At 74.1% G+C, this 21,902-nt stretch carries 19 protein-coding genes and 1 pseudogene; 6 read left to right on the top strand and 14 right to left on the bottom strand.

What is annotated here, in order from left to right; genetic code table 11:
- Positions 1–42: 42 nt before the first annotated feature.
- The 6 genes from AMA02S_RS14030 to grpE are packed head-to-tail and all read right to left on the bottom strand — an operon-like array spanning position 43 to position 10,034.
- Positions 43–1,770 carry a TRAFAC clade GTPase domain-containing protein gene (locus tag AMA02S_RS14030; protein WP_067457630.1) on the bottom strand — a complete coding sequence of 576 codons (1,728 nt, stop codon included), beginning with the start codon at positions 1,768–1,770 and terminating at the stop codon, positions 43–45.
- 3 nt (positions 1,771–1,773) lie between these two features.
- Positions 1,774–3,801, bottom strand: a complete 2,028-nt coding sequence (locus AMA02S_RS14025) for a GAP1-N2 domain-containing protein (RefSeq protein ID WP_067457622.1) — start codon at positions 3,799–3,801, stop codon at positions 1,774–1,776.
- A gap of 2 nt (positions 3,802–3,803) precedes the next feature.
- A complete protein-coding gene (locus AMA02S_RS14020) occupies positions 3,804–5,033 on the bottom strand; it encodes a TRAFAC clade GTPase domain-containing protein (protein ID WP_067457620.1) in 1,230 nt (409 codons plus the stop codon).
- Positions 5,030–7,687, bottom strand: coding sequence for a SaeA-related protein (locus tag AMA02S_RS14015; RefSeq protein ID WP_067457617.1), 2,658 nt, complete (start codon positions 7,685–7,687; stop codon positions 5,030–5,032). The genes AMA02S_RS14020 and AMA02S_RS14015 overlap by 4 nt, the downstream gene beginning before the upstream one ends.
- 9 nt (positions 7,688–7,696) lie before the next feature.
- Positions 7,697–9,280 carry an Hsp70 family protein gene (locus AMA02S_RS14010; protein ID WP_067457614.1) on the bottom strand — a complete coding sequence of 528 codons (1,584 nt, stop codon included), beginning with the start codon at positions 9,278–9,280 and terminating at the stop codon, positions 7,697–7,699.
- Between the two features lie 7 nt (positions 9,281–9,287).
- Positions 9,288–10,034 (bottom strand): nucleotide exchange factor GrpE, encoded by a 747-nt coding sequence (grpE, locus tag AMA02S_RS14005; protein ID WP_067457610.1) that lies wholly within the window; start codon positions 10,032–10,034, stop codon positions 9,288–9,290.
- Between the two features lie 182 nt (positions 10,035–10,216).
- On the opposite strand from grpE, the gene AMA02S_RS14000 reads away from it, so the two are divergent.
- Together AMA02S_RS14000 and AMA02S_RS13995 are read left to right on the top strand one after the other, a co-directional pair.
- Positions 10,217–10,900 carry an ACT domain-containing protein gene (locus AMA02S_RS14000; protein WP_067457606.1) on the top strand — a complete coding sequence of 228 codons (684 nt, stop codon included), beginning with the start codon at positions 10,217–10,219 and terminating at the stop codon, positions 10,898–10,900.
- Between the two features lie 81 nt (positions 10,901–10,981).
- Positions 10,982–11,674 (top strand): class II aldolase/adducin family protein, encoded by a 693-nt coding sequence (locus AMA02S_RS13995; protein ID WP_067457603.1) that lies wholly within the window; start codon positions 10,982–10,984, stop codon positions 11,672–11,674.
- Here the strand turns inward: AMA02S_RS13995 and AMA02S_RS13990 are convergent.
- A complete protein-coding gene (locus tag AMA02S_RS13990) occupies positions 11,664–11,924 on the bottom strand; it encodes a hypothetical protein (RefSeq protein ID WP_067457600.1) in 261 nt (86 codons plus the stop codon). The genes AMA02S_RS13995 and AMA02S_RS13990 overlap by 11 nt on opposite strands.
- Positions 11,925–12,089: 165 nt before the next feature.
- On the opposite strand from AMA02S_RS13990, the gene AMA02S_RS13985 reads away from it, so the two are divergent.
- On the top strand, positions 12,090–12,518 hold the full coding sequence (locus AMA02S_RS13985; protein WP_067458879.1) for a TIGR03668 family PPOX class F420-dependent oxidoreductase: 429 nt from the start codon (positions 12,090–12,092) through the stop codon (positions 12,516–12,518).
- Between the two features lie 6 nt (positions 12,519–12,524).
- On the opposite strand, the gene AMA02S_RS13980 is transcribed toward AMA02S_RS13985, so the two are convergent.
- From AMA02S_RS13980 to AMA02S_RS13965, 4 genes are all read right to left on the bottom strand, one after another.
- The gene (locus tag AMA02S_RS13980; protein WP_067457597.1) at positions 12,525–13,322 is read right to left on the bottom strand and encodes an alpha/beta fold hydrolase; all 798 of its coding nucleotides are present in this window, start codon (positions 13,320–13,322) and stop codon (positions 12,525–12,527) included.
- A gap of 73 nt (positions 13,323–13,395) precedes the next feature.
- A complete protein-coding gene (locus tag AMA02S_RS13975) occupies positions 13,396–14,403 on the bottom strand; it encodes an ADP-ribosylglycohydrolase family protein (RefSeq protein ID WP_067457594.1) in 1,008 nt (335 codons plus the stop codon).
- Positions 14,351–14,641, bottom strand: coding sequence for an acyl-CoA dehydrogenase family protein (locus tag AMA02S_RS13970; RefSeq protein ID WP_067457591.1), 291 nt, complete (start codon positions 14,639–14,641; stop codon positions 14,351–14,353). Before AMA02S_RS13970 ends, AMA02S_RS13975 begins: the two co-directional genes overlap by 53 nt.
- A gap of 107 nt (positions 14,642–14,748) precedes the next feature.
- Entirely contained in the window at positions 14,749–14,991 is a 243-nt protein-coding gene (locus AMA02S_RS13965) for a Rossmann-fold NAD(P)-binding domain-containing protein (protein WP_067458876.1), read from the bottom strand.
- A 139-nt stretch (positions 14,992–15,130) separates the two neighbouring features.
- Between AMA02S_RS13965 and AMA02S_RS13960 the strand changes: the two genes are divergently transcribed.
- Positions 15,131–15,862 (top strand): thioesterase II family protein, encoded by a 732-nt coding sequence (locus tag AMA02S_RS13960; RefSeq protein WP_084265131.1) that lies wholly within the window; start codon positions 15,131–15,133, stop codon positions 15,860–15,862.
- Positions 15,863–15,928: 66 nt separating this feature from the next.
- Here AMA02S_RS13960 and AMA02S_RS13955 read toward each other — a convergent pair whose 3' ends face one another.
- Positions 15,929–17,017 (bottom strand): S1 family peptidase, encoded by a 1,089-nt coding sequence (locus tag AMA02S_RS13955; RefSeq protein ID WP_218004961.1) that lies wholly within the window; start codon positions 17,015–17,017, stop codon positions 15,929–15,931.
- Positions 17,018–17,407: 390 nt separating this feature from the next.
- Here AMA02S_RS13955 and AMA02S_RS13950 point away from each other — a divergent pair, with 390 nt between their 5' ends.
- Both AMA02S_RS13950 and AMA02S_RS40235 read left to right on the top strand, forming a co-directional pair.
- Positions 17,408–18,361 carry an ornithine cyclodeaminase family protein gene (locus AMA02S_RS13950; RefSeq protein ID WP_067457587.1) on the top strand — a complete coding sequence of 318 codons (954 nt, stop codon included), beginning with the start codon at positions 17,408–17,410 and terminating at the stop codon, positions 18,359–18,361.
- A gap of 282 nt (positions 18,362–18,643) precedes the next feature.
- Positions 18,644–19,249 carry a response regulator gene (locus tag AMA02S_RS40235; RefSeq protein WP_084265130.1) on the top strand — a complete coding sequence of 202 codons (606 nt, stop codon included), beginning with the start codon at positions 18,644–18,646 and terminating at the stop codon, positions 19,247–19,249.
- Positions 19,250–19,519: 270 nt separating this feature from the next.
- Here the strand turns inward: AMA02S_RS40235 and AMA02S_RS45000 are convergent.
- Both AMA02S_RS45000 and AMA02S_RS13935 read right to left on the bottom strand, forming a co-directional pair.
- Positions 19,520–20,176 (bottom strand): annotated as a pseudogene (locus tag AMA02S_RS45000) (ATP-binding cassette domain-containing protein); the annotation flags it as partial.
- An 893-nt stretch (positions 20,177–21,069) separates the two neighbouring features.
- The coding region (locus tag AMA02S_RS13935; RefSeq protein ID WP_157430570.1) for an ATP-binding cassette domain-containing protein at positions 21,070–21,902 on the bottom strand (833 nt) is incomplete at its 5' end.

The following is a 21,902-nucleotide window of genomic DNA, read 5'->3' as shown; positions in this document are numbered from 1 at the left end:
CGTTATCTGCCTCGTCAGGAAGTGGTGTCCGTCACATCACGGTCAGTACGGGAATCGCTCCGCCGCGGCGACGACCGCTCCGGTCACCGTGGCGATCGTCAGGACCGACAATCCGGCGAGGACGGCCCAGCGTCCGGCCTGGTAGCCGGCCGGGACGCGCCCGGTGCCGCGCCCGCGTACCGGCCAGGGCGCGCGCAACGGCGCGGTCCCGGGCACCTCCTGGCCCTCGCCCGACGCGGTGGCTGGACGGTCGTCCGCGGCCGGGGGAGCGGCCAGCCCCGAGGCCCAGCCGAGCAGGTCGGCGACGTCGGCGGGTTCGGTGGCCAGGCCGGAGCCGAAGTAGCGGACCTGGCCCGCGACCTGGTCCAGGGTCCGGACGGTGTTGCCGAGCCCGACGCGACCGAGCCAGTCCCGCAGGTCGGGCTCGTGTTCCAGGCAGCGGCCGATCTCGGTGCGGGCCAGCAGGTCGGTCTTGGTGACGATCACGGCGACCCGCTTCTGCCGCCCCTGGTCGGGACGGGAGCGCAGCTCGTTCAGCACCCGCTGGAGGGTGTCGGCCGGGTCCTCCTCGGAGGAGACCGCGGAGCCGTCCACCAGCCGCCGTTCGTCTTCGGTGAGGGCCCGGCGGACCTGGGGGAGCGCGAACGGGTCCACGACGAACAGCAGCGCCTCACCGTGGTCGAGGTAACGCAGGGACTCGACTTCTGTGGCGCCCGTGTAATGCTCCCCTGCCGGATCGAAGAGGTAGAGGATGCGCCGGGCGCGCCCTGGAAGATCCACGTCCACCATGGTGGCGAGCGGCAGTTCGGGTCCGGTCTTGGCAGGACGTCCGCCACGCTGGAACTCGCGTATGGCGCCCGCGTAGGCCTGTGCGTGCCGCTGTTCTACGAACGTCAGCCGTCCATGGACGGCCTGCGCGCGCGCGTGCAAGGCCCGGATGCCGAGCACCATGAAGGTGGTCTTGCCCGCTGCGGGACCGCCGACGAACGGCAGCGGCTCCACGCGGACCCGGCCGATCCGGTCCGGCAGCCGGCCGTTGCAGTGCGGGCAGTAGGCGGCCAGTCGGAAACGTCCCAGCGGGACGGTGGTGGGCAGGCGCGCACCGCAACGGCACACATGGCGGAACGCACCGCCCGCTCCCGGCGTCAGCCGCCGGTGCCGCGCGCCGCAGCCCGGGCATTCGTACTCCGGTAGTCCGATCCGCTCGTAACAGAACGGGTGCGGGCAGGTCTGGAGGATCCGCCCGTACGCCATGAACACCCGCTCGACCGCCGCCAGGACCAGCACGCACGCCAGCCATCCCGCGAGGCCGATCGCCGCGACCAGCCCGTACAGGACGGTGAGCGCCAGCACGAACACCACGGCGGGGACGGCGGCGGTGGCGATGCCCGCGCACAGCGCCGCCCAGATCGGGAAGGCGAAGAACCCCCACAGCCCGCCGAGCAGCAGAGTACGGGTCAGCTTCACCACGATCCCCGAGGCGGTCTTCCACACCTGCGGGACGACCGTCCGTGTGATCGCCCACCAGTCGCGCCACACCTGGGCGAGCAGGTAGTGCCGGTAGGCGACCGTCGGCGAGGCGACCGGCGAGGGACCCTCCAGCGTGGACGGCGCGAGCGTCCGGCACGCGTGCAGGTAGTACAGGCCGAGCGCGGCGGCCCCGGCGACGATCAGCGTCGCCGGGAACAGCACCGGGAACACGACCATGAAGCCGAGCCACATGGCGCCGAGCCATACCGCGATCAGGATCAGCACGATGATCGGATGCACACCTCACCTCCCCCTGGCCTCGGCGAGGAGGTCCTTCAGCGCCGCCTGAAGTTGCGGCTCGCCCGCGAGGTGGGAGTCGAGCTGGCGGCCGGCGAGCCACCGCGCGGCGGCCGCCCGCGCCCACGTCTCCAGGGCCGGTTCGGTGACGCCGCGCTTGCGCAGCCTCAGCACCACCTCGACGAGCTGGTTGCGCTGCTCGATCTCCGCGGCGCGCAGCGGTGCGCGCCCGGCGCGCGCCCGGCCGGGCAGTTCCGCCGTCCACTGCCCGCCGAGCCTCGCCCGCACGGCGGTGGACACGGCGGCGAGCAGCGCGGCGCGGAACCGTGGCGGCCGCCGGCACAGCCGCCGGGCCGCGCCGGTGAACGCCGCGTCCGCCAGCCGGGCGTTCGCGCCGGCCACGCCGGTCATCTCCTCCAGTGCCCGCGCGGCTCCCTGGGGGCCGTCGGCGGTGATGGCGTCGGCGTGCGCCTGGACGACCGTCGCGTCGCAGCCAGCGGAGCCGTGCGGCAGAACGGCGCGGACGCGCGCGGCGAGTTGCAGCGCCGCCGCGTCCGCCAGCGCCGAATCGGTCCGGCCCGCGCTGCCGGGCGGGCCCGCGTGGGACTCGGCCAGCAGGGCGAACGCGCGGCACGGCAGCGCCGCCAGCGCCGGGCGCTCCGCCATCGCCGCGGGATGCGCGTCCAGCAGCGCGACGCATTCGGACGCGGACGGCGGCGTCGTCCATACGGCGTCCAGCGCCGCGTCGAGGTCCCCGCCCACCGTGCCGCTCTCCGCGCCCTCCCGCGTGCCGAGGCGCAGCAGCTCACCGGTCACGGCGACGCGCCGGTCCGGCCGCCGCCGGCCCACCGACGCCAGCACCGCGACCGCCACCGATGGGGCGGCCCGCAACCGCCCGGCGTGCTCGAACAGCAGGTCGCAGGTGGCGGCGGTGAGCTCGCGCCGCCCGGCCTCGGCGAGCCCCGACACCAGGCTGTCCAGCAGTGGCGAGCCCGGGCCGGCGTCGCCGAGCCGTGACAGCAGCCGCGCCGCCGTCTCCTCCTCGCCCGCCGTCACCGTGGCGTCGCCCCGGCACAGCGCCAGCAGCGCCGCCGCCCCGTCGGGTGTGGCGGCGCTCAGATGGGCCAGTTCGGCGAGCGCGTCGAGGCCGGCGAAGTCCGCGTCGCGCCAGCAGTCCGCGACCGTGCGGGCGAAGCGCGACGGACCGGCAAGGGCGGGTTCGGCCGCCGTCCCGCCGCCTCGCAGGTCGATGGCGGCGGCATGGGACGTGTGGTGGCGCACGGCGGCCCAGACGTCCGGCGTGGTGCCGACGAGGCGTTGCGCGGCGCCGTCCGGATCGGCGGTGTAGGTGACGAACGACAGTCCGGCCGCGGCCGCCACCGGCAGCGAGTAGGACACCACCGCGATCCAGCGGACGATCAGCTCGACGTCCCCGGCGATGAGGACGACCCGCCCGTGCCCCTGGTCGAGGACGCCCGCGACGGCGTCCACCAGGCGCGCCAGGGTGGCGTACGGGTCATCCGATCCGTTCCGGGGTGTGGCGTGGGGGATCGCCTCCTCACCGGAGGCGGCCGCGGAACCGGCGAGCCAGGCGGCCAGGGCCTCGGGGTCCAGGACGGCGCCGGGCGTCAGCTCGTCCAACTCGTCCAGGACGGGCTCGGGCGCGGGGCCGTGGGTCCACAGGGGGGCGTGCCACAGCTCGGCGGGACGCAGCCCCTCCAGCTCGCCGGGCTCGGCGACGACCGCGTGGGCGAAGAAGTTGCCGTACCGGCCGGAGTAGTCCTGGCCGAGGTAGCGGCAGCGAAGCAGCAGCGGCCTGCCGTCCACCCGGTCGTAGAGCAGCGAGACGGGGAACAGGTCCAGTTCGGTGTCGTCGGGGGACAGTGGCGCGTCCGGCGGCGGACGGTAGGACAGGTACGGCGTCACGCCCGCCCGCACGCCGTCGGGCAGGCCGGGCGTCTCGGCGACGAACTGGAAACCCGCCCGGCCGGTGGGGCCGCGCCGGGCCGAGGTGTAGTGCAGCTGCCAGGCCACCGTCACGTCCCTCCGGGGCGGACTCCGTCGAGCATCCCGAACCGGTACAGCAGCCACAGCAGCGGATCTTCGGCGCGGTGCGGCCGGACGCCGCCCGCGCCGACCCGCCCGGACTCCGGGACGCCGCCGAGCGCCGACAGCCCGAACAGGGCGTGATCTGCGTACTGCTGCCCGAGATAGGTGTCGAGCTGCCCGGCCTGCCAGTCGTGCAGCAGCGCGCGGACCTGTTCGTCCACGGCGTCCCGGTCGTCCAGGTCGAGGACTCCCGTCCCGGTACGGGTGCGGTGCAGTGCCGACTGCCGCAGCAGCGACGGCCGCAGGACGTCGATCTTCGTCAGCGCGACCGCGACCGGAACGGGCAGCGGGTCGCCGGGCCGGGTGCCGTGCCGCTGCCGCAGCGCCTCGGTGACACGGGCGATGACGTTGAGCGGCTCGCTGTCGGGATCGGCGTGCGGGGGATCCCCTCCCCGCTGGAGCTCACCCTGGGCGCCGGGCAGTTCCAGCGGGTCGACGAGGAAGATGATCGCGTCGGCCGCCTCCAGGTAGCGCAGGTGCAGGTCGGTGACCTCGCGGCTGCGCAGGTCCTCGCCCGCGGTGTCGAACAGGACGAGCGCCAGGGAGTCGTTGCGGGCTCGGGCGAAGCGGCCCCTTCTCGTTCTGGTGAGGAGGTAGACGAGCGGTTCGCGGGGGCCCGTCGTGGCGCTGGCCGTCGTCGGCAGCAGCCGCCGCTCCTCCAGCAGCGGGCGGGCGAAGTCCCGCTTGTAGCGCTCGATCGTCCGGTCGTCGCAGGCCACGAGCGAGGCGTCCAGCTCGGTGCCGACCCGGTTCATCAGCTCGTGCAGCAGGACGGCGATGTAGGTGCTCTTCCCCGAGTTCTTCGCGCCGACGAGCGCGACGATCCGGCCGGGAGAGTCGCAGTAGGCGGCGGGGAGCGGGTTGTGGCATTCGGGGCAGACCCGGTTGCCCGTCGGGCGCCCGCACGCGGGGCAGTCGGCGCGCCCCTTGCGCCCCGCCGCGGCGAACACCGGCGGCAGTGAGGCGCCCGCGGTCGAGCCCGTGTAGGCGGCGAGCCGCTCGTCCAGGACGGGCGCGCATCCCTGGGTCCGGCCGGCCTGCCCACGGCACCGGAACGGGATCCGCTGCGGCGCCGCGGACGCGAAGCAGTACGGGCAGGTGACGCCGTGCCTGGACGGCGCGCCGGGCAGCCCCACGCGGGCCAGTGGTCTCGTCATCTGGTGACCTGGAGTCGGCGGACGGGGGGATCGCTGAGCTCGACGATCTCGTCGTCGGTGAAGCAGCGCAGCCAGTAGGGGCCCGCCGCGTCCGGTGCGGACAGCGACAGCTCACCGGGGACGGGCACCTGTTCCCACGCGGCGAGCGTCCGGCCGTCGGCCGCGCGGTGCGGCATCACCCGGCCGGCGCGCAGCACCAGCGACAGCCTCGCCACCCGCAGCGGCCGGGACGAGGTGAGCCGGATCGTCAGCGACCGCCGCCAGGGCGGGCCCGACCGCAGCACGTCGTAGTGGACGACGGCGCGGGCGGCGACCACGGCGGTGACCTCCGGGCCGGTCATCCGGGTGTCGCCCACGGTGCCCGCCGCCGCGACAGACACCCGCACCGGCTCGTCCTCGGGGGCGGGCAGCCTGATACCGCCCTGCGTGTCGTAGGCGGCGCGCGTCACGACCTCCCGGGTGGGGGGCCCGCCCTCCGCGGAGCGCGTCGGGTCCCCGCCGACGTGGTAGACGAGGTCGACCTCGGCGACGTCCGGCGGCCAGTCGAACCCGACGTGCACGTGGTCGCCGCGCCGCTCGGCGACCAGGCGGCGCGGTGGCGGCAGGTTCACGTGCCGGTGGTAGGCGCCGATCGCGGCGGTGCCCTCGGCCAGCGTCACCGCGAGCAGCCAGCCGCCCGCCCCCGGCCGCACGTCCAGCCCGCCGCCCGCGGGCGTGCAGGCCAGCCGGCGCGTCTCGCGCCGGACCTCCTCCACGGGCACCAGCGCGCTGCGCGGCCACGGCGGCGGCCCGGCCGACAACACCAGCTCGACCCGCCCGTGCGCGGGCCGTTCGAACCGCACCCGCAGCAGCCCCGGGTCGGACGGGTCGGGCTCGGCGGTCAGCTCGTACACCGGCCGCGGCGGCGCGCTCGGTGTGACCGACGCGCGCACCCCCGTCGTGACGACCTCGTTCCCGGCGCCGTCGAGGTACACCGCGCCGATCCGGTAGTGATGCGTCCGGCCGTTGGGGACGTTCTCCTGGAAGCCGTCCCGGCCGGCGGGGACGATCCTGCCCTCCCGGGCGACCACGACCCGCGCCGCCTCGGCCGGGCACCGCCACCGGCCGGTCACCCGCCCGTCGCCGGGCAGCAGTTCGACGTCGGAGGGCTCCGGCCGCACGATCAGCGGCCCCACCACCGACGGCGCGGCTGCGGCGTCCCCCCGCACCGCGACCACGCCGTAGTACAGCGGCACGTTCACCGGGGGACGCTCGTCCCGCACGCCGGTGACCGGCACCCCGTCCCGCGCGTCACGCGGCGCCCGGTCCTGCCGCCGCACCACATGGCAGGCCACCTCGCCCACCGTGGACGGCGACGCCTCGTAGGACAGCCGTACCGATCCGTCGGCGGCGTCGACGTGGGCGTGCGGGGGCGGGACCGGCCGGGGCGGGAGGCGGCGCTGGTGCTCGGCGGCGCCGGGCAGGTCGCGGACGAGGCGCAGGGCGTCGGCGAGCAGGACCCACGCGCGGTCGGGATCGGGTTCGGCGACGGCGGACTCGCGCAGCCGCAGCGCCGTGTCGAGCCGGTGCCGGGCCTCGGTGGCGAGGACCTCCTCCTCCGGCGGATCCCCTCCGGCACCGGTGTGGTCCACCGGGTGGTCCGCGGCGGGGCGGGGGATGTCCGCCGCGTCCGCCAGCTCGGCGGCGGCGTACACCTCGCCGGCGTCCAGCAGGGCGCGCAGCCGCCCGGCCAGGCCGCCGCCCGCCGGGCCCGTCTCGCGGACGACGGCGAACACCAGCCGCCGCGCGTCGTCCTGCTCGACGCCGAGGTCGTCGACGGCGTGCCGGAGCAGGGCGTGCTCGGATGCGCGCTGCCGCCGCCGCTCCCGGAGCCGGTCCACGATGTCGTACAGGACGAGGCCGGGCAGCGCGTCCGGGTCGTCGGCCCGGGACCGCAGCGCCGCCAGGACCGTGTCGGCGTGCGTGGTGCTGGTGTCGCGGCTGCGGCGCGCCCACTCGGCGCCCGCGGCGGCGACCGCGGCGGCGTCCAGGTGGAGCCCGGGCGCCGCCGCGAAGCCGCCCAGCACGCGCATCGGCCCGGTGAGCCGGGCGCCGAACAGGAAGTCGGCCAGGTGCCGCTTGCCCAGGACCTCCAGCGACTCGCGGACCTTCCGGTACGCCGGATAGGGGGCGGCGGACGGCAGCGCGTCCGGCTCGCGGACCCCGATGCCGTCGGCGGCCGCGACGCCGTCCAGTTCGGTGCGTGCCACGCCGCCGGTGCGGGCGATGCCCTCGATCTCGGCGGGCGTCACCATCCGCAGCGTCCCGGCGGCGTCGGTCAGGCGGGCACGGGCCTGCGCGCGGCGCCGCTCGGTGCGCTCGCTCCCGCCGCGCAGCCGGCCGGTGAGCGGGCGCAGGTCACCGCGCCCGGCCGCCTCGAACAGCGGCGCCAGCTCGCGGTGCTCGGCCTCCAGCCGGTCGATCAGCTTGCGGTACTTCAGCTGCCCGCGGGCCCGCCGCCAGCACTGCCTGACCTCCTTGACCCGCGCGGCGACCGCCTCCGCCGTCAGCGGGTCGGGCAGCGCGTACCGGAGCCGCAGGTCCTCGGGAGGCTGGTCGCCGGCCGCCCGCGCGGGCTCCAGCACCTCCCGCCGGTAGTCGTCGTCGAACGGCACGGCGCGTCCCTAGCTCACCTGCACCCGGGAGAGGGCCTTCCGGGAGCGCTCGACCTCCTCCTCGGACATGCCGCCGACGTCCACCTTCAGTTCGAGGCGCTCGCCGGTCTCCTTCTCCACGGCGGTGACGTTGAGCAGGCCGGAGGCGTCCAGCGCGAACGTCACCCCGATCGGCCAGCCCGCCTTCTTGCCCGGTGGGACGCGGATCTCGCCGGTCGCGATCTCGGTGTTGTCGATCAGCTCGGCGGACTCGACGCTGCCCGCCTGCTCCATCACCCGGATGTCGGCGGACGTCTGGTCGTCGTAGACGGTGAAGAAGTCCTCGGTCTTGGCGGCGGGCAGCTCGTCGTTGGCGTGGACGAGGTGCGCGACGTGCTCGGCGCCGCTCTCCCGGTCGACGACCACGATGCCGAACGCGTGCGAGGCGACGGTCTTGATCTGCCGCCCGGCGATCTGTTTCTGCTGCTCGGCGGACAGGCCCGCGCGGTTCGCCATCTCCTCGGCGCGCTCGGCGGCGCCCTCGCGGACGAGCCGCCGGTAGGTCTCCTCGAACGCGTACAGGGCGGCGCCCTTGGCAACGGCCAGGTCGGGGTCCTGCAGGCGGGGCGCGAGGCCGAGCTCGGTCTCCAGCCGCGCCGCGACCACCGGCATCTTCGTCGACCCGCCCACGAGGACGAGGTCGTCGTAGTCGTGCACGCCCTTGTCGGCGGCGGTCGCGAGCGTCCGTCCGGTGATCTCGACGGTGCGGTCGAGGAGGTCCTTGGTCAGCTCCTCCAGCTTCTCGCGGGTCACCTCGACGACGGCGACCCGCCCGCCGTGCATCACCCGGACGGTGTGCGCCGTGCGGGTGGTGAGGGCCTTCTTGGCGTCCTCGGCGTCGCGCCGGAGCTGCTGCTCGGTCTGCTTGTCGTCGAGCGGGTCGCCGGCGTCGGGGTGCTCGGCCCGGAACCGCTCGGCGAGGTGCTCGACCAGCCGCGCGTCCCAGTCGGCGCCGCCGAGTTCGTGGTCGCCGTCGGTGCACACGACCTCGATGTGGCCGCCGCGCAGGGCGATGACCGTGGTGTCGAACGTTCCGCCGCCGAGGTCGTACACCAGGATCGTCCGGTCCGCCTCGGGGTTGAGGACGCCGTAGGTGATCGCCGCGGCGATCGGCTCGGACACGATGTCGATGACGTTCAGGCCTGCGATCCTGCCCGCCTTGCGGGTCGCGTCACGTTCGGCCGCGCCGAAGTACGCCGGGACGGTGACGACGACGTCGCGGGTCTCCTCGCCCGTCGTGGTGCGGGCGTCCGTCGCGAGCTTCAGCAGGATGAACGCCGACAGCTCCTCGGGCGCGAAGTCGATCCCGTGGATGGGCCGCGTCACGTCCCGGCCCATGTCGCGTTTGATCAGGCTGACGACGTTGTCGGGCTCCAGGACCGCGGTGTCCTTCGCGGTCGCGCCGACGACGACGTTGTCGCCGCTCTCGAAGTACACCACCGAGGGGGTGGTGTCGGTTCCTTCCAGGTTGCGTAGCACCGCCGGCCGCCCCACCTCGTCGATGGAGGCGATGCACGAGTACGTGGTTCCGAGGTCGATCCCGTAGACAGCCATGTCCCACTCACCTATCGGTGCCGAGTCCGGTGTTCATCGTCTCGCCGCGCCCTGCCGCGCGGTGGCGACTTGACCGGGCCTTGTCGAGCCCCGTGTCGTCGAGGCCGGTCTTGTCGAGTTCCGTCCTGTCGAGTCCGGTGATGCTGAGCCCCGTGCCGCGGGGCAGGTCCGTGTCGAGCTTGCCGACGCACACCGCGGCCTTGCGCAGCACCTTGCCGCCCTGCTCGAAGCCGTCCGACTGGACGGTGACCACGGTGCCGTCGTGTGCGGGTTCGGCGACGGAGGTGACCGCGACCGGCCGGTGCCGGGACGCGTCGTAGGGCGCGCCGGGCTCGACGGTGAACCGCTCGACTCCGAGGCGGGCGAGCGCGTCGGCGACGTCGTCGGCCACCGCGGCCAGCAGCACCGCGGTCTGTGCCGGGTCTGGTGGGTCGTCGCCGTCCGGCTCGGCGAGCCGGCCCGACTCGCGGCGCGCCTGATCGTGCAGCCGGTACAGCGCGGCGCGCACGGGCTCCAGCATCGCCTGGAGTTCCCCCCTGCGCAGCCGCTGGTTCTCCTCGTGCAGCCGGTCGATGACGGCCTCCCGGTGCGCGGCGCGCTCGTGCTCGCGGTCAAGTCGGGCGGACATCCCGGCGAGGGCCCGCCTGACCTCCGCCTGGAACGCGGCGTGGCCGTCGCCGTCGGTGCCCGCTTCGGCGGGTTCCGGCTCGGCTTCAGAGCCGTCGTTGACTGGGCTGTCCCGGTCCGTCGACACGTGCGGTTACCTTAATGGTGAGGCGGCTAACGGCGATAGGCATGTGGTTGACCTTCAATGGACTCTAGTTTGACCCGTGCCCGCCGATCCAGCACCGCGTTGTCGGCGTCGACACGCGTGGGTAACACGATGGAAACGCCCCTCGCGCAGTCTGGAGGGGATTTCGGACACTGGAGGTGGCGATGTTGTTGCGGATTCGCATCCGCCTGCCGGACCGTCCCGGCTCGCTGGGGCAGGTGGCGCGCACGCTCGGCGCCGCCGGCGCGGACGTGGCGCAGATGGCCGTACTGGAACGAGACAACGGCCGGGCGCTGGACGACTTCACCGTCTCCTGGCCCGTGGGCGCCGACCCCGGACGGCTCCGGGACGGGCTGGGCTCGGTCCCCGGCGTGGACGTCCTCGGCATCTGGCCGACGGCAGAGCCGCAGGGCGCGTTTCCGGACGCCGCCGTCATCGGGCAGGTCGCGGCCGTGCCCGAGCGTGGCGCCGAGATTCTCGCCGACGCCGTCCCGGCCATCCTCAGCGCCGACTGGGCCGGGCTGGCGGAGGTCGGAGCGGACGGCGCGGCGGCGCTCGTGCACGCCAGCGTCGGCGGGATGGCGGGCGCGGAACTGCCCGTCCTTGAGCCGCTGCGGCCGAGGGCCTTCACCGCTCCGGACGGCGCGCAGTACGCGATCTGCCCGCTGACCGAGGGTGTCGGGGCGCTGGTGGTGTCCCGGACGGGCGCGCCGCCGTTTCACCAGACGGAGGTGCTGCGGCTGGAGCAACTCGCGGGCGCCGCCTCGGCGGTGCTGTCCGCGGGCTGCTCCGCGCGACCTAGCGTCGGCGTGCCGGACCGCCTCAGTTCGGCAGCGCAGTTTCAGTAGCTCCAGTTTCAGTAGCCCAGGTTCAGCAGCGCCAGGCCCGTAGCGTACGGCTGGAGAGATCGAACGTGAGAGGTATTCGCGATGCTGCTGGAGGACGAGCGGGCCGCGCTGTGCCGCGTCGGCCGGAGGCTGGCGGAGACCGGGCTCGTGACCGGTGCGTCGGGCAACGTCAGCGTGCGTGCGGGCGACCTTGTCGCGGTCACGCCCGGCGGGGTCATGCTCGACCGGATGGAGCCTGCGGACTGTCCGATCGTGGATGCCCGGGGCCGGACGGTCGACGGGCTCCGGGTTCCCTCGTCCGAAACGCCCCTGCATCTCGCGCTGTACGAGGCGACCCCCGCGTCGGCGATCGTGCACACGCACTCGACCTACTGCGCGGTCGTGGCGACGACCATGACCGAGCTGCCGCCGATCCACTACAACACGCTGCTGCTCGGCGGGGTGGTGAAGGTCGCCGCGTACGCCACGTACGGGACGCCCGAACTGGCGGCGAACGTGCGCGCGGCCATGGAGGGCGGCAGGCGCGCCGCGCTCATGGCCAACCACGGCGGCGTGGCGATCGGCGGTGACCTGGACGAGGCGTTCGAGAACGCGCGGCTGCTGGAGTGGCTGTGCGGCGTGTACGTCCGGGCCAAGATGATCGGCGAGCCCCGCGTCCTGACCGCCGAGGAACTGGCGAAGGTGGTGGAGCGCGGCCTCGCACCCCCGGAGTACGGCGCACCCCCGGAGTACGGCGCACCCCCGGAGCACGGGCCGCCCGACCTCACCGGCTGACGCACCTCGGACGGGTCCGGCGCTGATACGACCACGCCGCGGCGCCCAGCGCCACACCGTGGATCCCGAAGGCGACGATCCCGCACGCCGCGATCGTCCACCCCGACCATCCCCGCGCCGGGCCCTCGTCGGGGAGGTGCCCCAGGCCGAAGAGCGGCGGGACGAGGTAGCCGAACGTCGCGATGACGCCGTACGGGCCGAGTGTCAGGGCGCCGAGCCACGCCGGGGTGAGCGGCAACCAGCGGGGCACACGCCGTCCCGCCAGCGGCGGCGCCCAGCGGGGGAACACATGACGCTGACCGCGCCGATGTCCGCGTCCGCGGCGGACCGGAGGGCGCCTCCCGCCGCGGACCGATCCGCCTCGCCCGTACGGGGGAGGTGCGCGGGGACACCGCGGCATGGCAGGGTGCTCGATGTGCCCAGGCTTCCGGTGGACGACGCGCTCCGGCTCCTGACGTCGGTCCCCGTCGCGCGGCTCGCGACGGTCGACGAGGCCGGCCGCCCGCATCTTGTCCCGGTGACGTTCGCCGTCCATCGCGGCGCGGTCCACACCGCGGTGGACCACAAGCCGAAGGCCGGACGGGACCTGCGGCGCCTGGCCAACATCCGCGCCAACCCGCGCGTCACGCTGCTGGCCGACCACTACGAGGACGACTGGGACCGGCTCTGGTGGGTCCGCGTCGACGGCCACGCCCGCGTCGTCGAGGGCGAGGACCGCATGGCCGTTCCCGTCGACCTGCTGTCGGCCCGCTACCCCCAGTACCGCGACCGCCCGCCGGGCGGCCCGGTCATCACCATCACGATCGACGCGATGACGGGCTGGACGGCGACCGCGCTCTCCTGAGGCGCGTCAGCGGGTGACGGCGCGGTGGAAGGCGGTGACCGCCTCGGCGACCCGCTCGGGGAACTCCACGTGCGGGTGGTGCCCGGCGCCCTCCAGGACGACGACCTCGGCGTCCAGGCGTCCGGCCACCCACTGCGCCTCGGCGACCGGGTCGGGCCAGTCGATGTCGGCGGTGCCCATGATCACCAGCGCGGGCGCGGTGACGCGGTCGAGGCGCGCCTCGGCCTCGGCGTGCGACATGCTCATGTAGGCGCCGATCACCTTGGCGCGGCCGGGCCGCCGGAAGCTGGCGGCGAGGAGCGCCTTGTGCTCGGCGAAGTCGGCCGGCGGCTGGGGCTCCCACTTCGGGTAGTACCCCATGTAGAGCGGGCGGGCCAGCACGGGGACGCGCATGATCGCCTGGGTGAGCCGCTGCGCGAACCCGGCCGCGCCGTCCCGGACGAACGGCGCGGACAGCACGAGCCCGCTGATCAGCTCCGGTGCCTCCGCCGCCGCGTAGACCGCCGCCGCGGCGCCGTTCGAGCAACCGTGGACGAGCGCGGGCCCGGCGTCCAGGTGCCGCAGCAGCGCCATGAGGTCGTGGGCGAGCGGGGTGCTCCCGTACTCGTCCCAGTCCGCGCTCGTGTCACCCATCCCGCGCTGGTCGACGGTGACCACCCGGTAGCCCGCTCGGACGAGCAGCGGCGTGAGGAACCGGTACTGCGAGCGCAGGTCCAGCATGGACGGCAGGCACACCACGAGCGGCCCGTCGCCCTGGTCGTCGTAGGCGAGGCGCCCACCGGGAAGGTCCAGGTACTCGGTCATCACATGCTCCTCAATGCTCTGTAGCCCTATAGCTAAGTAGATTAGCCATAGAGCTACAGTTCGTCAAGCACGGTCAGTCCCAGGCGCCGCCGATCCTGGCGAGCTCACCGGCGTACTCGATCCGCCCCGCCCACTCCCGCGGCCAGGCGTCCATGCCGAGATGCGCGCCCGCGAAGGCGCCGGCCAGGCAGGCGATGGAGTCGGAGTCGCCCGAGCTGGCCGCGCCGCGCCAGATCGCCCCGACCGGCTCGTCCGGGAAGAGCAGGAAGCACAGCAGGCCGGTGGCGAGGGCCTCCTCGGCGACCCAGCCGGCGCCCGTCGCCTCGCACGGGTCGCCCGCGCGGTCCGGGTGCGCGAGCGCCGCGTCGAGCCGGTCGAGCGCCACCAGGCACTCGTCCCAGCCTCGGGAGATGAACGCCTCCGGGCCGTCCAGGCCAGGACGCCGCCACAGGGCGCCCAGCCAGCCCTCGTGGTAGACGGTGCGCTGGGCGTGGCAGCGGTCGCGGAGCGCGGCGGGCAGGTCGGCGGGCGCCATCCCGTCCGCCAGCCACCGGACGGCGAACGCGGTCAGCTCGCTCGCCGCAAGGCCGGTCGGGTGCCCGTGCGTCATCGCGGCCTGGAGCTGGGACGCGGCGGCGCGCGTCTCGTCCGACAGGCCGGGGGCCAGTCCGACCGGCGCCACCCGCATGTTCGCGCCGCAGCCCTTGGAGTCCGGCTCCGTCGCCTCCACCCAGGGCCTCCCGGCGGCCAGGCCGCGGCAGGCGCGCATGCAGGTGTGCCCGGGCGCCCGGGTGTTGTCGGGGCTGTCCAGCCAGTCGACGAACCGCCGCCGCCACATCGGCGCCACCAGGTCGGGGGTGAACGGAGGGCGCTCCAGGGCGTCGAGCAAGGCCAGGGCGACCGCGATCGCCATCTGCGTGTCGTCGGTGACGAGGGCGGGATCCCCGTTGAGCTGGGTGGGCCCGTGGTCGCCGAAACGCTGGTGGATCTGCTGCATCGTGAGGAACTCGGTCGGTGCGCCGAGCGAGTCACCGTACGCCAGCCCGAACATCGCCCCGCTGGCCCGTCGAATCGCGGTCATGGGCCGGATTCTCCCGCACTCCGCCCAGCCTCCTCCCGTGCCGGGGAGGGCCGTGCTCAGCGGGGATCGCGAGCCCCGGCAGCCCCAGCTGCCCGGCCATCAGGGCCCACACCTCGGGGTCGTGCCCGTCGGCGGTCTCCATCAGCCGGCGCACCTCCGACGCGGGGGAGCGGTCGGCGAAGAAGCGGCGCAGCGCGTCCCGCAGCTCGCGCTGTTCGTCGGTGACGACGAGCCTCATCCGGCGGCCTCCCGAACTCACGCTTGCCTGCCCGGCCTTCGGGTGCCGCATCCGGCCCTCACCCGGCCGGCCGCCTTCCGGTCACCGGGACGACCGGACCCCGCCGCTCAGGGCGCCCAGTCGTGCGGGCCGAGGACGTAGCCCTTGGACGTCGAGTGGAGATGGTTGATCGAGACCAGATGCCCGAGGGCGGCCCACAGGTCCTCCTCCGGGCCACCGACCAGCCGGCTCACCGTGTCGAAGTCCGCCGCGCCGCCCTCCTTGTCGATCTCCGCCACGGTCTCGTACACCGTCAGCTCGAAGTCGGAAAGCTCCTGGACGTCCCCTCGCCTGTCCTCTCTGTCATCCATGCACGCAGCCTGCCCACTGGACGCCGCTCTAGCCCCGTCCGCCCCGATCACCCCGGTTCCGCCGTGAACGGGCGGCGCCGTGGCCTTAAAGTGGCGGCGAAGAGGAGTGTGCTTGAGCCCGTTCCGGAGGAGTGATCACGTGACCTGGTTCCGTTGCGCCGAGGCACGCCCCTGGGCGTCGATGCGGCTGTTCTGCCTGCCGCACGCGGGCGGCTCTGCGGTCGCCTACCGGACCTGGGCCAAGGAGATCAGCCCGGCCGTCGAGGTGCACGCCGTCCAGTACCCCGGACGCGCCGACCGGCTGGCGGACCCGCTCGTCCCGGACGCCTCCCGGCTCGCCGGCCTCATCGCCGGGGCGATGGCCCCGCTGATGGACCGCCCCACCGCGCTGTTCGGGCACAGCATGGGCGCCGTCCTCGCCTACGAGGTGGCGCGACTCCTGCAGGAGCGGGGCAACGCCCCGGTGCATCTCTTCGCCTCCGGTGCGCGACCGCCGCACGATCGCGGTGACGACCGGGTCGCGGCCGCCGACGATGACACCCTGGTCGCCGAGATGATCAAACTCGGCGGCACCGACGCCGAGGTCCTCCAGGACCCGGAGCTGCGCGAGCTGGTCCTGCCGTACGTCCGCAATGACTTCGGGCTGGTCGAGGACTACGTCCACCGGGCGGGGACGCGGCTGGCCGTCCCGATCACCACGATCATCGGTGACGTCGACCCGCATGTGACCGAGGCCCAGGCCAAGAAGTGGGCCGACCTGACCGACGGCCCGTTCGCCCTGAAGGTTCTGGAAGGCGACCACTTCTACCTGACCGAGCGGCAGCGGCAGGTGATCGACGAGATCCAGCTCGCCCTGGAGATCTCCCGCTGAGCCGGACATGGGACGGCCCCCGGTCCCGCCGAGCGAATGCGGAACCGGGGGCCTCCGGGGGACGGATCAGTAGATCTCGACGCCGTACACCTGTGCGGCCTCGCTGACCGGCTGGAAGAACGTCGTCCCGCCGCCCGAGCAGTTGCCGCTGCCGCCCGAGGTCAGGCCGAGCGCGGCGGTCCCGGCGAACAGGGAGCCGCCGCTGTCGCCCGGCTCGGCGCAGACGGTCGTCTTGATCAGGCCGCTGACGCTGCCCTCCTGGTAGTTCACCGTCTGGTTGAGCGCGGTGACCTGCCCGTCGTGCACCTGCGTGGTGCTGCCGCTGCGCTTGACGCTCTGCCCGACCGTCGCGTTACCGATGCTCGTGATGTCCTGGGTGCCGCCGTAGAGGCTGACCGCGCCCTTCGTGTCCGCCGGGGCGGACGAGTACTTGACGATGCCGTAGTCGTTGCCAGGGAAGCTGCTCCCGGTCTTGTTGCCGAGAAGCTGGGTCTTGCCGCGATCGGAGTACCACTGCGCCCCGCCGTTGGTGCAGTGCCCGGCCGTCAGGAAGTAGTACTCGCCGCCCTTCTTCACGTTGAAGCCGAGCGAGCAGCGGGAGCTGCCCGTGTAGATGGCCTCGCCGCCGAGCGTGAACGTGCGGAACTTGCCGGCGATGTTCTCGGTGCGGACCGCGGAGCCCTGCTTGGCCGCCGCCGTCCGTACCTTCCGCAGGTTCTCGCCGGTGACCGTGCTGTCCACCGACAGCACGACCTTGTTGGAGGCCGGGTCGACGGCCCAGGCGGTGCCCGGGACGGTCGCGTCGCGCTTGAGCGCGGCCATGACCCGCTTGAGGTCCTTGCCGCTGCGCGTGACGGTCTTGGCCTCCGCGCCCGCGGCGCGCACGGCCCGTGCGGCGCTCGCGTCGGTGACCGTGACGACCAGCTTCTGGGTGGCCCGGTCGATGTACGAGCCGGCGGTCCGGGAGCCGAGCTGCTTCTGTAGTTTCGTCGCCGTCCTCGACTGCGCGGACTGGTCGGCGACGGGGTTGGCGGGGGCGGAGGGCGCGTCATGGGTCGCATGGGCGGCCGGGGCGGCGACCAGCGCGGTCGCCATGAGCCCCGTCGCCGTCATCGTGACGGCGGCGCCGCTGATGCGGACGTGACGGATCTTCACTGGGCCTCCAGGGGGGATTGGGCGCACCCGTGTTGGCACGCCGGAGGTCACCGCACATGATGGAAGACCACAAAGACGGACGGAAGGCAATAATGTGCCTAACTGCTGACCAGTGGATTGGCACAATGGGTGCGGGTTTGTCTATAGCCCTCGGGAAGTATGGCCCGTTCAGGCCAGTTCGGTCGTTTGGAACGAGCGCAAAACGTGCTTCGGTTCGGCCTTCCCTGCTGTATCGCTCCCGCAGTACAGCGACGGGGTAAGGCGCCGCATGCGGGGTCACAAGCGGCGTGGCGGGGAGGGTTGCCTTGCCCCCGCGCCAGGGGCCGTGCGCACCGGCAGGAAGGGGGGTTGGCCAGGCGCGCGGATGACCGCTGCTGGGAGAATGGTCCAGTGACGCTCCTTTTGACCAGATCTGATCTGGAGTCGGTGCTCGATCCCGCCGCGTGCCTGGACGCGCTCCGCCGCGGTTTCACCACGGAGGAGGGCGAGATCCTCCCGCGCCGGGTGGTGACCGGGCTTCCCGGCCAGGGGTCGGCGACCACCCTGCTGCCCGGCCTGGTCAGGGGCACGCCCGCGTACACGGTGAAGGTGAACGCCAAGTTCCCCGGGAGCCGTCCGGCGCTGCGCGGCGTCGTCTGCTTGCACGACCTGCAGACCGGCGAGACCCTCGCGCTGCTCGACTCGGCGACCGTGACCGCGTGGCGCACTGGGCTCGCCGCCGCGGTCGGCACGCACGCCCTGGCCCGTCCCGAGGCCGACACCGTCGCGGTGATCGGCGCGGGGGCGCAGGCCGAACTCGTCATGCGCGGGCTCGCGCATCTGCGGCCGGTGCGCGGGCTCACGGTCTGCGACCTTGAGGCACGCCGCGCCGCGGACTTCGCCGGCCGGCACGGGGCCCGGCTCAAGGTCGATGCCACGACCGTGCCCGATCCCCGGGACGCCGTGCGCGACGCCGGGATCATCGTCCTGGCGACGTGGGCGCGGCGGCCGATCCTGCACGCGGCGGACGTGCCGCGCGGCACCCACATCACCTCCCTCGGCGCGGACGAGCCGGGCAAGGCCGAACTCGGCGCCGACCTCCTCGAAGGCGCCCGGGTCGTGGTCGACGACGTCGCGCTCGCGGTCGAGATGGGGGTGCTTGCGAGCGCGGGCCTGGATGTCAAGCACGCCGCCGGGACGCTGCGCGACCTGCTGCGCGGCCAGGTACCCGGCCGGGTCAAGGGCGATGAGGTCACCGTGTACGCGCCGGTGGGACTGCCCTGGCAGGATCTCGCGCTGAGTTGGACGGCCTACTCGGCTGCGCGCGCCGCCGGCGTTGGCCGGGAGTTCGATTTCCTGGCCTGAACTGGCCGTTCTCTGACAGCGGATCCGTACAATTTCCTCACCGAGAGTAATTGTTAATATTCTATCCCGTCTTTATGCTGACTCGGCGATTACTGTTGGCTGCATTCGGTAAGTCCCCCCCATGAATCCCTGCGCGCCAAGGTGCCTCCATGCAAGATCGCCAATGTTTGCAGCACGCCCCCGGGGCGCCCTCCCGGTCCCCGCCTCGATGCCTCATGACTTGACAAACGTTGGGTAAGTGCTTCTCGGGCCACATGGGTGGCGGGCCTTGGGAGACGGAACATGATTCGGATACTCCTCGCCGAGGAGGCGCCGCTCCTACGTGGGGGGCTGGTCGCATTTTTCGGCGGTATGAAAGACCTCGATGTCGTGGCCGCAATCGAATCGGGGGAATGCCTCTTACGAACAGCGCTCTTCCGGCGGCCGGACGTGGCGTTGATAGACGTCGCGCTTCCTGGACTGGACGGCTTCTCGGCGGCCCGCAGGCTGCGCGAGGAGGTCCCCGAGTGCCGGACGGTGCTCATGGCAGGCCGTCAACGCTCGGGGGACCTGCGCCGGGCGGTAGCGTCCCGGGCGGCCGGGCTCGTGTTGAAGGACACCTCGCCCGGCGCCCTGGTCGAGTCGATCCGGCGGGTGGCGGCGGGGCAGCGTGTCGTGGACGCCGAGCTGGCCTTCAGCGAGCTCGGCTCGGCGGCCAGCCCGCTGACCGAGCGGGAGAGCGAGGTGCTCGAACTCGCCTCACGGGGCGCCTCCGCGTCCCAGATCGCCGAGGACCTCGTCCTCACGATCGGCACCGTCCGCAACCATCTGTCCCGCATCAACCGTAAGGTCGGCGCGCGGAACCGGGTGCATGCCATTCGCATCGCCGAAGACGCCGGATGGCTCTGAGTCGGACCGTTCCGGTCGCGGCTCGGAGCCGTCCGGCTCCGGTCCCTCCTCCCAACGGCCGATGAGGTCGCGGTAGAGCGGTGACACGGCGGGGAGGTCCGTGTGCCGGCCGATCTGCGCGTGCGTCCCGTCCAGTACCAGGACGCGGCGCGCGCGCACGGCCGAGCTCACGCGGTGCGCGATGACGATGAGCGTGCCGGGGCGGCGGGCGAACGCCTGCTCGGCACGTGCCTCGGCCGCCGCGTCCAGCCGGTACGCGGCCTCGTCCAGGACGACCAGCGGGGCGGGCGCCAGATAGGCGCGGCACAGCGCGATGAGCTGCCGCTGCCCCTCGGTCAGCGCGGCCGGATCCACGACGGCGCCATATCCGCCGAGGTCCCGCACGAGGCGTGCCAACCCGACCGCGTCCGCGGCCCGGCCGACCGTCGCGTCGTCGGTGCCGGGCGCCAGGTAGGTCAGGTTCTCGTGGACGGTGCCGGTGAACACGTACGCCTCCTGCGGGATGAGCACCCGCGCGGACGGGTCGCCCGCCGGCCGGCCGTCCACCAGCACCTCCCCGGCGGTGGGGGACAGCAGCCCCGCGATCAGCGCCGCCAGCGTCGACTTCCCGATGCCGCTCGGACCCACCACGGCGAGATGGTCGCCGTGCGGGATCGTCAGGTCCAGGTCGCTGAGCACGGGTCGGGCCCCGTCGCCGTAGGCGAACGACACGCCGCGCAGCTCGACCGCCGGAGCGTCCCCGTCGCGGCGTGCGTCACCCGCCGTCGGCGCGGCGGGCCCGCCACGCCCGTCGGCTGAGCCCTGCCTGTCTGCCGAGCCCCGCTTGTCTGTTGAGCCCTGCCCGCCGGTGGCGCCCGGCTCGTCGGGTGCGCTCGTCTCCAGGATGCGGCCAAGGGTGACCGCCAGCCGCAGGCCGCTGCCGCCCATGCCCTGCACCAGCGTCCGCAGCGCCGGCTGTAGCCCGTGCAGGACGTAGGCGAGCGCGCCGACGATCATCCCGGGGGTCGCGCCGCGCCGCATCAGCCAGGGCGCCGCGGCGAGGACGGCCAGTAGCGGCAGCCAGCCGCTGACCGCCAGCGCGAGCGCCCGCAGCGCCGCGAACCGCGCGACCGCCCGGCCCGCCGCCGCCTGCGCGTCCACCGCGGCGGCGAGCCCACCGCGGATCGTGTCCTCGCCGCCGCACGCGACGGCGTCCCGCAGCCCTTCGGCCAGCGCGGTGGTCCGCTCGGCGATCTCCTCCTCGCCCACGACCTGGTCGCGCTGCCGGACGGCCGCCGCGCCGAACGCCGCGCCGAACAGCACCAGCCCGGCCACGAGCGGCGGCAGCACCAGCAGGGCGACCTCGGGCATCAGCGACAGCAGCCCGGCCAGCGCGGCGCCGGCCGCGAACACGAACCCGCGCGCGACGACGAGGATCCCGCCGAAGGTGTCGCGGACGATCTCCACCTGGTGCGTGAGCCGGGCGACCGCCCCCGTGTCGGGCCTGCCGCGCAGCGACCGGTGCAGCGCGCCGCGCGTGACCTTGTGGACGAGCTCGTCCCGGAACGGCTCCACGAGCGCGGCGAGCGCGGGATAGAGGCGGCGGCTCCCGTAGGCCCCCGCGAGCGCCGCGAGTGCGAGCGTGCCGAGCCAGATCGCCGCTTGCACCGGCCGTTCGCCGGCGAAGGCGTCGGTGGCCTGCCCGACGGCCCGCCCGAGGACCGCCGTGGGGACGGCCTCCAGCAGCGACCACCCGACGACCGCGCCCGCCGCCCGCGGATGGTTCCGCACCGCGTGGGAGATGGTGCGCCACAGCAGCCGTGCCGCGTCCCGCCGCGAGGTCACCTCTCCTCACCGCCCGGTCCGCCCGCCCCAGGGGCGTCGCCCCCCGTGCCGACGGGGGCGGCGAAGACGGCGCGGTAGTCGGGGTCGCGCCACAGCGTCCGGTGGGATCCGCAGGCGCGCACCCGGCCCCCGTCGAGCCAGACCACGAGGTCGGCGCGGGCGGCCGTGCCCGCACGGTGGGCGATGATCAGTCGGGTCCGGTCGCCGAACCGGTCGAGGAGGGCGTCGGTGATCTGCAACTCGGTGACGGTGTCCAGGCTGGAGGTCGCATCGTCCAGGACCAGGACGCGCCCCGCATGCGCGAAGGCGCGCGCGAGGCCCATCCGCTGAAGCTCTCCGCCCGACATCGGCGCGTCCGCGAGGGGCGTCGCGTATCCGTGCGGGAGGCGCCGGATGAAGTCGTCGGCGCGGGCCGTGCGGGCCGACTCCCGCACCCATGACTCCGGCGGGCGGCACGGGCCGAACGCGATGGCGTCCCCGACGGTGTCGCCGAACAGGAAGGGGCGGGCGAACGCGTAGCCGATCTGACGGCGCAGCGCGTCCCGGGTCAGGCGGGGGAGCGGCGTCCCGTCCATGAGGACCTCGCCCTGGTCGGGGTCGGTGAGCCGTCCGGCGAGTGCGGCGAGCAGCGACTTCCCGGCGCCGGAGCGGCCCACCACCGCCACGGCGAGGCCGCCGGGGACGATGAGGTCCAGGCCGTTCAGCACCCCGGCGGCCGACACCGACCGAAATTCCAGGCGTCCGGTCCCCGGGGGCGCGGCGGCGTCGCCGTGCGCGAGGGCGGGCCGGGCGAGCACCTCGGCGGCGCGGCGGGCCCCGGCGCGCGCCC

Origin of the sequence: Actinomadura macra NBRC 14102 (assembly GCF_001552215.1) — a bacterium.
GTDB classification, from domain to species: domain Bacteria; phylum Actinomycetota; class Actinomycetes; order Streptosporangiales; family Streptosporangiaceae; genus Spirillospora; species Spirillospora macra.
This window is presented reverse-complemented; position numbering and strand designations above follow the sequence as displayed.